Genomic DNA, 8,845 nt, shown 5'->3' with positions numbered 1-8,845 from the left:
GGGCGGCACCGCCGGCGCCGGCGCCGCGGAAGCCGCCGCGACCGGGGTCCGCACCGCGGGCGGGCCGGACGCGCCCGGAACACCGTGAGCGTCGCCTACCTGCTGAGCCTGCTCGTCTCGCTCGGCGCCATGGTGCTGCTCGACCGCAGGTTCCGGCTGTTCTTCTGGCTCGACGGCCGCAAGGCCGCCGCCGTGCTCGCCATCGGCGTGGCCTTCCTGCTGGCCTGGGACGCGGGCGGCATCACTGCGGGGATCTTCTACCGGGGCGAGACGGACCTGATGACCGGCATCCAGCTCGCGCCGGAGCTCCCGCTCGAGGAGCTCTTCTTCCTCACCTTCCTCTGCTATCTGACCATGAACGCCGTGCGCGGGGCCGAGCTGCTTCTCGAGCGCGGTGCGCGTCGAAAGCGGCGCACGTGACCTACCTGCTGCTCGACCTCGTCTTCGTCGTCGCTGCGGCCCTCGGAGCGGTCGTTGCCGGACTGCGGCGACGTCCTTCCCGGCGCAGGGTCGCGGCGATCGCGTGCGCAGTGCTCGCGGTGCTCGTGCTGAGCGCGATCTTCGACAACGTCATGATCGGCGTCGGGCTCGTCGCCTATGACCCCGCCCACACCTCTGGCCTCCGCCTCGGCCTGGCCCCGGTCGAGGATTTCGCCTACCCGCTCGCCACCGCCCTCCTGTTGCCGGCACTCTGGACGCTCCTGCCTGGGCGCCGGGCTCCGGGCGGACGGGCCGCCCCGGTCAGCCCCGGGTCGGACGACGGGTCGGTCGCCGGGACCGGAACCGTGCGAGAATCCAGTCAGGGAAGGGATCAGGGGCGGGATCACGGTCCCGCACAGGATCACGACAACAGCGCCAGCAGCCGATCGGCCACGCGCGGGGGGAACCGATGAGCAGCATCCGTACGACGACACTCTGGAAGACGCGGCAGGTGCTGCTGTCCTCGCGGCCCCTGAGCTGGATCAACACGGCCTACCCGTTCGCGGCCGGCTACATCGTGACGACCGGGCGCGTCGACGCGCTCCTCGTGGTCGGCACACTGTTCTTCCTGATCCCGTACAACCTGCTGATGTACGGCATCAACGACGTGTTCGACTACGAGTCCGACCTGCGCAACCCGCGGAAGGGCGGCGTCGAAGGCGCGATGCTCGACCCTGCCCTGCACCGCACGGTGCTGGTGTCCGGGATCGTGACGGCGGTGCCCGTGCTCGGCGCGATGCTCGTGCTGGCCGGCACCGGGCATCCGGTGTCGTGGGTCGTGCTCGCGGTGAGCCTCTTCGCCGTTGCCGCGTACTCGGTGCCCGGGCTGCGGTTCAAGGAGCGCCCTGTCGTCGACTCCGTGACGTCGAGCACGCACTTCGTCAGCCCGGCGGTCTACGGGCTCGCGGTCGCCGGGGCGCAGTGGACACCGGGCCTGGTGGCCCTGCTCGCCGCGTTCTTCCTCTGGGGTATGGCCAGCCACGCCTTCGGGGCCGTGCAGGACGTCGTGCCCGACCGGGAGGGCGGGATCGCCTCGATTGCGACCGCGCTCGGCGCCGGCCGGACGGTGCGGCTCGCGATCGGCTGCTGGGCTGCTGCCGGGCTGCTGATGCTCGCGACCGGGTGGCCCGGCCTTCTCGCCGCCGTGCTCGCGGTTCCGTACATTGTGGCCGCGTGGCCGTTCCGGTCGGTGAGCGACGCGCGCGCCGAGACCGCCAATGCCGGCTGGAAGCGCTTCCTCTGGCTGAACTTCGTGTCCGGGTTCTGCGTGACCATGCTGTTGATCGTGTCCTCGCTGCTCTGAGGCGGGTGCCGACGCGCGGATGTGGCGAGGCCGGCATCCGCACGCCCGCGCCTGGTCGTAGAGTCGAGGGATGGACCCCCTGACGACGGCACGCGTGGACAGCTGGGCGTGGGCCGTGCGGATGTTCAAGACCCGGTCGCTCGCGACGGCCGCGTGCCGGGCCGGTCACGTCAAGGTGAACGGCGAACGGGCGAAGTCGGCTCAGCCGGTGCACATCGGCGACGAGGTCCGGGTGCGGTCGAGCGGTTTCGACCGGGTGCTCGTGGTCTCGAAGATCGTGAACAAGCGCGTCGGCGCACTCGTCGCCGCCGAGTGCTTCGTGGACAAGACCCCGCCGCCCCCGCCGCGGGAGGAGGTCGCGCTCGTGCCCATGCGGGACCGCGGCGCCGGGCGTCCGACCAAGCGGGAACGCCGCGACATCGACAAGCTGCGCGCCACGGAGCGGCAGGGCCCCGAGGACTGGCCGGAGAACGACTGAGGCTCCCCCGGCATCCGCTCGCCCCGTCGAATCCGTCAGGGGGCGAGGTCGGGAAGGGTGTGGATTCCGAAGTGCTCGCGCAGGGCGAGCGCGGCGGCGAAGCATCCGTTCATGCCGTGCACGGCGGGACCTGGCGGCGTCGACGCCGAGCAGAGGTAGAGCCCGGGAACGGGCGTGCGCCAGGGGTGGGTGGACACCACCGGTCGCTTGACGAGCTGGCGCAGGGAGACGGCCCCGCCGAGGATGTCGCCGCCGATGAGGTTCGGATTCCCTGCGGCGAGCTCTGCGGGCGTGTGGCTCGCGGCGGCGAGGATCGTGTCGCGGAATCCGGGCGCGTAGCGTTCGATCGCGCGCACGATCGCGAGGGCCGGGTCGCCGTTCCAGCCGGCCGGAACGTGGGTGTACGCCCAGAGCACGGCCTTCCCGGCCGGCGCCCGCCTCGCGTCGAGCACACTCGGCTGGGCGAGCAGCACGAACGGATGCCGCGGCGAGCGTCCCCCGGACACCAGCCGTTCGGCACGTTCGACCTCGACCCGACTGCCGCCGAGGTGCACGGTCGGCGCGAGGGCGAGCCGCGGGTTCGTCCACGGCACCGGGCCGGACAGCGCGAAGTCGACCTTGGCGACCCCGGTGCCGTAGCGGTACCGGCGGAGCGCACGCCGGTAGCCGTCGGGAAGCGCCGGGCCCGCGAAACGGTCGAGGAAGACCGCCGAGGTGTCGAGCAGGGTCACCCTGGCCGGGTCGAGGTCGCCGGGCCCGCGCACCTCGGTGTTCAGCCGCAGCGTGCCGCCGTGGGCGAGCAGGTCGGCGACGAGAGCGTCGGCGATCGCCTGCGCTCCGCCGACGGGGTAGCCCCAGCCCTCGGCGTGCGCCTCCGCCGCGAGGAGCAGCCCGGCCCCAGCCTGCGCGAGTGCGGGCTGGCGGCCGGGAGCGTGTGCGGCCACGCCGGAGAGGAGGGCCGGCGCGGCCGGGCCGTGGAACAGCATCCGCCCGGCGGGGGTGCCGAGGGCGAGCACGCGGAGGCCGTAGTCGAGGGCGGCGCGCGGGTCATCCGGCCAGCGCAGCAGTTGGTGGCCGGTGAAGGAGACGAGGCCGTCGATCCGGTCGACGAGGGGCCTGAGCAGCCGGGTCCAGGCCGGGCCGTCGCGGCCGAGCTCCGCGGCGGTGCGGTCGAGGTCGCGGTAGGCGATGGCGGTGCGGTGCGCATCGAGCGGATGCGCATAGGACACCTCGGGGATCACGAACGGCACCCGCTCGCTGAGCCCGAAGGCGCGGAAGAACGGGGAGGCGAGCGCTGCGGGGTGCACCGCGGAGCCGAGGTCATGCCGGAAGCCGGGCAGGGTGAGCTCGCTCGTGCGGAGTCCGCCGCCTGCCGTTCCGGCGCGCTCACTGACGGTCACGGACAAGCCGGCCCGCGCGCAGACGACCGCGGCGGCGAGACCGTTCGGCCCGGCCCCGACCACGTTCACGTCAGGCACGGGGGCCACCCGGGAGCGCGACCGGGCGCACGTAGAAACCAGCAGGCGTGCGCACCCACCAGTCCCGGGTGGCGCTCCGCTCGGCGCGCGTCGCAAACCGATAGCGGAACAGCCGCGCGCGCACGTAGCGGGGCGGAGCGTCGGGGAACGGGTTGACCCGCAGCATCCGCAGGGTCGGCCGGTCGCCCTCGAGCAAGCGCACCAGGAACATCTCGAACCACCGGGTGTCGCGCACGCCGAGGGCGAGGAACCACATCAGCCAGTCGAGCCGCAGGTGATACGGGGCGAACTGGCGGGGCAGGCGGGCGGGGTCCCCCGGTTTGCCGTGGAATTCGTAGGCGCGCCAGGCCGTCTCATCGCCGGGGTCTTCGGCGGAACTGCCCTCGACGACGATCTCATAGCGCTCCTTCGTCACGGTGCCGAATGCCCCGTAGGCGTTCACGAGGTGATACCGGTTGAAGCTCGCGTTCATCAGCTGCCTGCGCGCGACCAGGTTGCGGGCCGGCCAGAAGCTCAGCACCACGAGCAGGAGGGTGACTGCGAGCACGAGCACGACGAACCACGGCGGGGCGCCGGGGAGGGCTGTCGAGGGCTCGCCCGCGGCGCCGGGGAGGAACGGGAAGACCGTCCGGAATGCGCGGTCGTCGACCGCGGCGAAGACGAGCACGATCGTGATCCAGTTCAGCCAGGCGAAGTTTCCGGTGACCACGAGCCACAGCTGGGTCAGGGCGAGCACGGCGGCGGCGACGGATGCGACGGGCTGGGGTGCGAAGAGGAAGAACGGCACCACGAGTTGCGCGACATGATTGCCGAGCACCTCGCCGCGGTGGAACCAGGCCGGCAGCCGGTGCACGAAGGTGCTCACGGGATTCGGCATCGGCTGCGTCTCGTGATGGTAGAACATCGCGGTCAGGTCCCACCATTCCGGGCCGCCGCGCATCTTGATCATTCCGGCGCCGAATTCCAGCCGGAAGACCAGCCAGCGCACGAAGAGAATGATCGTGAGCGGCGGGGCCACCTCGTTCGACCCGAGGAAGGCGACGACGAACCCGGCCTCGAGCAGCAGGCTCTCCCAGCCGAAGGAGTAGAAGGTCTGCCCCACGTTGACGATCGACAGGTACCCGGCCCAGAGCAGCAGGAAGGCGAGCATCGGAAGCCAGGGCGGGCCGAGTTGCGGCAGGCCGGCGACGAGGGTTGCGGCCAGCAGGACGCCGCCCCAGGCCAGCACCCGCAGCATCCGGTCGGAGTAACGCCAGTGGAAGAGGCTCGGCGCGTCGCGAAACCGCACGCGGGACACCCAGTCGCGCACCGGCAGCAGGCCGTGATCCCCAAGCAGCGCCGGGAACTGGTTGGCGGTGGACAGGAACGCCACGACGAAGATCGCGGCTACTCCGCGCTGCAGGACCTGCCGCGCTATCGAGTAGTCGCCGGCCTCGAAGAAGGCACCGAGGAGATCCATCGTGCAGTCACCCTAGCCCCGCCTGGCCCGGCAGGGCAGGGTCAGGAAGGGCAGGGTCAGGGAGGGCAGGGTCACGGTGCGCGGCGCAGGTGCTCGGCGGTGAGGGCGGCCATCTGCTCGTCGGAGAGCTCGTCGAGTTGCTTCGCCTCGTGCCGGTCGGTGCGGTTCCAGCGCAGGAACAGGATGATCAGCACCGGGATGTCCGCGACCTCCGCGATGAACCAGAGGAAGTCGCCGGACAGGTGCTGGTCCCAGAGCGGCGAGGGGAACCAGGCCGGGAACGACCCGACCAGGGCAGGGGCCCCGTCGAGCACCGTCTCGTTGAGGCGCAGCAGGATGCCGGGGATGGCATCCATCACGAGTTCGACGAAGGCGAGCATGAACTCGGCCGTGATGAAAAGGCTCGTGCGGACGAGGGCGTGGTCGGTGATCGGCAGCACCATCAGCAGTCCGACCAGCGGCACGAGCAGCGTCAGGCTCGCCTCCGCTGCGGGATTGCTCCGCAGCACGTAGGCGAGGGGGGTCAGGAAGACCAGGAAGGCGGCGATCGCGAAGAGCGGGGCGAAGACGGCGTTGCCGACGAGACGCACGAACCAGGACCCGAGCACGGCGTTGAACCCGCGCAGGACCCGACCCTGGAGCGCGGCCCGCGCCAGCTCGACGGGGCGGCCGAGGCTCAGCAGCGCCGGGACCACGAAGAGCAGGAGGGCGATCCGGGTCGTGAACGCCCAGCGCAGGTCGGGGCTCCAGGCTCCGAGGAACCCGAACGACACCCACGCCCAGGACCCGAGCCCGAGCAGGAAGAAGCCGAGGGTCGGGAGGAGCGGCCAGGCGGTCCCCCTGCGGCCGGCGGCACGGATACCCAGGAGATACAGCGCGGCGGCGACAAGGATGCCCGAACCCGCCACCGGATCGAACCGGGCGGTGCCGAGGAAGTCGAGGAAGGAAGGCGTGAGCGGCCGTTCTGGCTGATGCGTGCCGGGAAGTCCGGCGCCCGTCCCATTATGCGTCTCCCCCGCAGGAATGTGCTCCGCGAGTGGTTGACGTGGGGGACTAAACCGGTATAGGTTTGCCTAAACCGGTTCAGAAGACTCGAGCAGGTGCTATCGATGAGGAGGCGCGATGAGTGAGCCCAAGGTGACCATCGCTGATGTGGCCCGCGAGGCCGGCGTCAGCAAAGGCCTCGTCTCCTTCGCCCTCAACGACCGGCCCGGTGTCTCCGCCGAGAGCCGCGTCCGTATCCTCGAGATCGCCGAGCGACTCGGCTGGACCCCCTCCCTGCGAGCCAGGTCGCTGTCCACCCGGCGTTCCTTCGCGCTCGGCCTCGTGATCGCCCGCGACCCGGAGGTCCTCGGCTCCGACCCGTTCTTCCCGTCGTTCATCGCCGGCGTCGAGACCGTCCTCGCCCCGCAGGGCCTCGCCCTCGTGCTGAGCGTCGTGCCCGACGAGAAGACCGAAATGCGCACCTACCGGTCGCTCGTCTCCGACGGCCGCGTCGACGGGGTCTTCCTGAGCGACCTCCGGCATAACGACCCCCGCATCCCGCTGCTGCAGGAACTCGGCCTTCCCGCCGTCACCCTCGGCCGGCCGGACACCGAGAGCCCCTTCCCGTGCATCTCGGTCGACGACACCCCTGGCGTGGCCGAAACCGTGCGCTACCTCGTCTCCCTCGGCCACCGGCGCATCGCCCACGTCGCCGGCAGCCCTGCGCTCCTGCACGGCAGCCGCCGCCGGGCCGCCTTCGACACGGCCCTCAGGGAGGCCGGTCTCCCGGCCGGCCAGTCCATCGAGACCGACTTCTCCGTCGCAGCGGGGGCGGATGCCGCCCGCAGGCTCCTGACTCAGGACTCGCCGCCCACGGCGATCGTTTTCGCCAACGACCCGATGGCCATCGCCGGCCTCGGCGTCGCCCACGAACTCGGCCTGCGCGTACCGGACGACGTCTCGATCACGGGCTTCGACGACATCGACTTCACCCGGTACGTCTACCCGGCGCTCACCACGGTGCGCACCGCCCCGAGCGACTGGGGCCGGGCCGCCGGCCGGACCCTGCTCGACCTCATGGCGCTCGGCACGGCACCCGACGTCGATCTTCCGGCAGGCCGTCTCGTCATCCGCGGCTCCGCCGGTACCCCGCTGCGGCCCTAGCTGCCGCACTGTCCCCCACTCCTCACCTCCGATCCGCCACCGAACCCTTCGCACACCGCACCGACCCCGCGTCGGCTGCGGTCCTCCCGCACGCCCTTCCCCGCGTGCCGCACCACCCGAAACACACCCGAGGCAGAGCTGCCGCGGGGACTGAATGGAGAAACCATGCACAGCACAGCACGAACCCGGCGAGTCCTCGCCGCGACCGCGGCATCGGCCGCCGTCATCCTCGCCCTCGGCGCCTGCTCATCGGGCGGCGGCGCGGCGGGAGCGGCGACCACAGCCCACGGCCCCATCACGATCTGGTACTCGAACAACGCGACCGAGATCGCCTGGGGCAAGCAGATGGTGACCGCCTGGAACGCCGACCACCCGAACGAAACCGTCACCGCGCAGGAGATCCCGGCCGGCAAGAGCAGCGAGGAAGTGATCGGCGCCGCCATCACGGCGGGAAACGCACCATGCCTCGTGTACAACACTGCCCCGGTCGCAGTTCCCCAGTTCCAGAAGCAGGGCGGCCTCGTCGACCTGAGCAGCTTCTCCGACGGTGACTCCTACATCAAGGCCCGCTCGGGCGATACCGCGACCCAGTACGAGTCGACAGACGGCAAGTTCTACCAGATGCCGTGGAAGTCCAACCCTGTGATGATCTTCTACAACAAGGACATGTTCGCCAAGGCCGGGCTCGACCCGGAGAACCCGAAGCTCGCCACCTATGACGAGTTCCTGACCGCCTCCCGCGCCCTGGTCTCCAGTGGGGCCGCGGCGAACGCGATCTACCCGTCCCCGACGAGTGAGTTCTACCAGAGCTGGTTCGACTTCTACCCGCTGTACGCCGCCGAGACCGGGGGCAAGCAGCTCGTCGAAGACGGCAAGGCCACGTTCACCGGGGACGAGGGCGCCAAGGTCGCCGAGTTCTGGAAGACCATGTACACCGAGGGACTCGCGAACAAAGAGCTCTACCAGGGCGACTCGTTCGCCGACGGCAAGGCCGCGATGTCGATCGTGGGACCGTGGGCTGTTCCGGTGTACAAGGACAAGGTGAACTGGGGCGCCGTTCCGGTGCCGACGAGCGCCGGGACATCCGCTGACAAGACCTACACCTTCAGCGACGCCAAGAACGTCGGCATGTACACCGCGTGCAAGAACCAGGGCACCGCCTGGGACGTGCTGAAGTTCTCGACGAGCGAGGCGCAGGACGGCCAGCTCCTCAGCCTGACCGGCCAGATGCCGATCCGCTCCGACCTGACCACCACGTACCCGGACTACTTCGCCGCGAACCCGGCCTACGTCGCATTCGGCGACCAGGCCGCGCGCACCGTCGAGGTTCCGAACGTGTCGAACTCGGTCGAGGTGTGGCAGACGTTCCGGGACGCCTACTCCAAGTCGGTCATCTTCGGGCAGGGCGACATCGCCTCCACCCTGGGCGGCGCGGCAGACAAGATCAACACCCTGGTCTCGAGCAAGTAGCACCTCGTGACCGTCACCGAATCGCGGAC

Annotated in this window: 9 protein-coding genes; 6 read left to right on the top strand and 3 right to left on the bottom strand. The window is 70.7% G+C overall.

Annotation, left to right across the window (positions count from 1 at the left end; all coding sequences use genetic code 11):
- The first annotated feature begins 84 nt into the window (after window positions 1–84).
- The 4 genes from E3O50_RS03465 (at window position 85) to E3O50_RS03450 (ending at window position 2,261) form a co-directional block, all read left to right on the top strand.
- Entirely contained in the window at window positions 85–420 is a 336-nt protein-coding gene (locus E3O50_RS03465) for a lycopene cyclase domain-containing protein (RefSeq protein WP_134448986.1), read from the top strand.
- A complete protein-coding gene (locus tag E3O50_RS03460) occupies window positions 417–893 on the top strand; it encodes a lycopene cyclase domain-containing protein (RefSeq protein WP_134560291.1) in 477 nt (158 codons plus the stop codon). The genes E3O50_RS03465 and E3O50_RS03460 overlap by 4 nt, the downstream gene beginning before the upstream one ends.
- Window positions 890–1,783, top strand: a complete 894-nt coding sequence (locus E3O50_RS03455) for a prenyltransferase (protein ID WP_134560289.1) — start codon at window positions 890–892, stop codon at window positions 1,781–1,783. The genes E3O50_RS03460 and E3O50_RS03455 overlap by 4 nt, the downstream gene beginning before the upstream one ends.
- A gap of 70 nt (window positions 1,784–1,853) precedes the next feature.
- The gene (locus tag E3O50_RS03450; RefSeq protein ID WP_134448983.1) at window positions 1,854–2,261 is read left to right on the top strand and encodes an RNA-binding S4 domain-containing protein; all 408 of its coding nucleotides are present in this window, start codon (window positions 1,854–1,856) and stop codon (window positions 2,259–2,261) included.
- Window positions 2,262–2,296: 35 nt separating this feature from the next.
- Here E3O50_RS03450 and E3O50_RS03445 read toward each other — a convergent pair whose 3' ends face one another.
- The 3 genes from E3O50_RS03445 to E3O50_RS03435 all read right to left on the bottom strand — a co-directional run bounded on the left by E3O50_RS03445 (window position 2,297) and on the right by E3O50_RS03435 (window position 6,106).
- Window positions 2,297–3,739, bottom strand: coding sequence for an NAD(P)/FAD-dependent oxidoreductase (locus tag E3O50_RS03445; protein ID WP_134560288.1), 1,443 nt, complete (start codon window positions 3,737–3,739; stop codon window positions 2,297–2,299).
- Complete coding sequence (locus E3O50_RS03440) at window positions 3,732–5,198, bottom strand: lipase maturation factor family protein (RefSeq protein WP_134560286.1); 1,467 nt, start codon at window positions 5,196–5,198, stop codon at window positions 3,732–3,734. Before E3O50_RS03440 ends, E3O50_RS03445 begins: the two co-directional genes overlap by 8 nt.
- A gap of 71 nt (window positions 5,199–5,269) precedes the next feature.
- Window positions 5,270–6,106, bottom strand: a complete 837-nt coding sequence (locus E3O50_RS03435; protein ID WP_241975467.1) for a cytochrome c oxidase assembly protein — start codon at window positions 6,104–6,106, stop codon at window positions 5,270–5,272.
- Window positions 6,107–6,320: 214 nt separating this feature from the next.
- On the opposite strand from E3O50_RS03435, the gene E3O50_RS03430 reads away from it, so the two are divergent.
- Both E3O50_RS03430 and E3O50_RS03425 read left to right on the top strand, forming a co-directional pair.
- A complete protein-coding gene (locus E3O50_RS03430; protein ID WP_134560284.1) occupies window positions 6,321–7,346 on the top strand; it encodes a LacI family DNA-binding transcriptional regulator in 1,026 nt (341 codons plus the stop codon).
- Between the two features lie 165 nt (window positions 7,347–7,511).
- Entirely contained in the window at window positions 7,512–8,816 is a 1,305-nt protein-coding gene (locus E3O50_RS03425; protein ID WP_134560282.1) for an extracellular solute-binding protein, read from the top strand.
- The last annotated feature ends 29 nt before the right edge of the window (window positions 8,817–8,845 follow it).

It is taken from the genome of Cryobacterium sp. MDB1-18-1 (assembly GCF_004402735.1).
Taxonomy (GTDB): Bacteria; Actinomycetota; Actinomycetes; order Actinomycetales; family Microbacteriaceae; genus Cryobacterium; species Cryobacterium glucosi.
The sequence above is the reverse complement of the archived record's forward strand: the minus strand, read 5'-3'. Positions and strand labels throughout refer to the sequence as shown.

Excerpts from the sequence above, each read along its gene's own strand:
- E3O50_RS03430 (WP_134560284.1), top strand. The coding sequence starts at position 6,321 with ATGAGTGAGCCCAAGGTGACCATCGCTGATGTGGCCCGCGAGGCCGGC.
- E3O50_RS03425 (WP_134560282.1), top strand. The coding sequence starts at position 7,512 with ATGCACAGCACAGCACGAACCCGGCGAGTCCTCGCCGCGACCGCGGCA.
- E3O50_RS03440 (WP_134560286.1), bottom strand. The coding sequence starts at position 5,198 with ATGGATCTCCTCGGTGCCTTCTTCGAGGCCGGCGACTACTCGATAGCG.
- E3O50_RS03455 (WP_134560289.1), top strand. The coding sequence starts at position 890 with ATGAGCAGCATCCGTACGACGACACTCTGGAAGACGCGGCAGGTGCTG.
- E3O50_RS03450 (WP_134448983.1), top strand. The coding sequence starts at position 1,854 with ATGGACCCCCTGACGACGGCACGCGTGGACAGCTGGGCGTGGGCCGTG.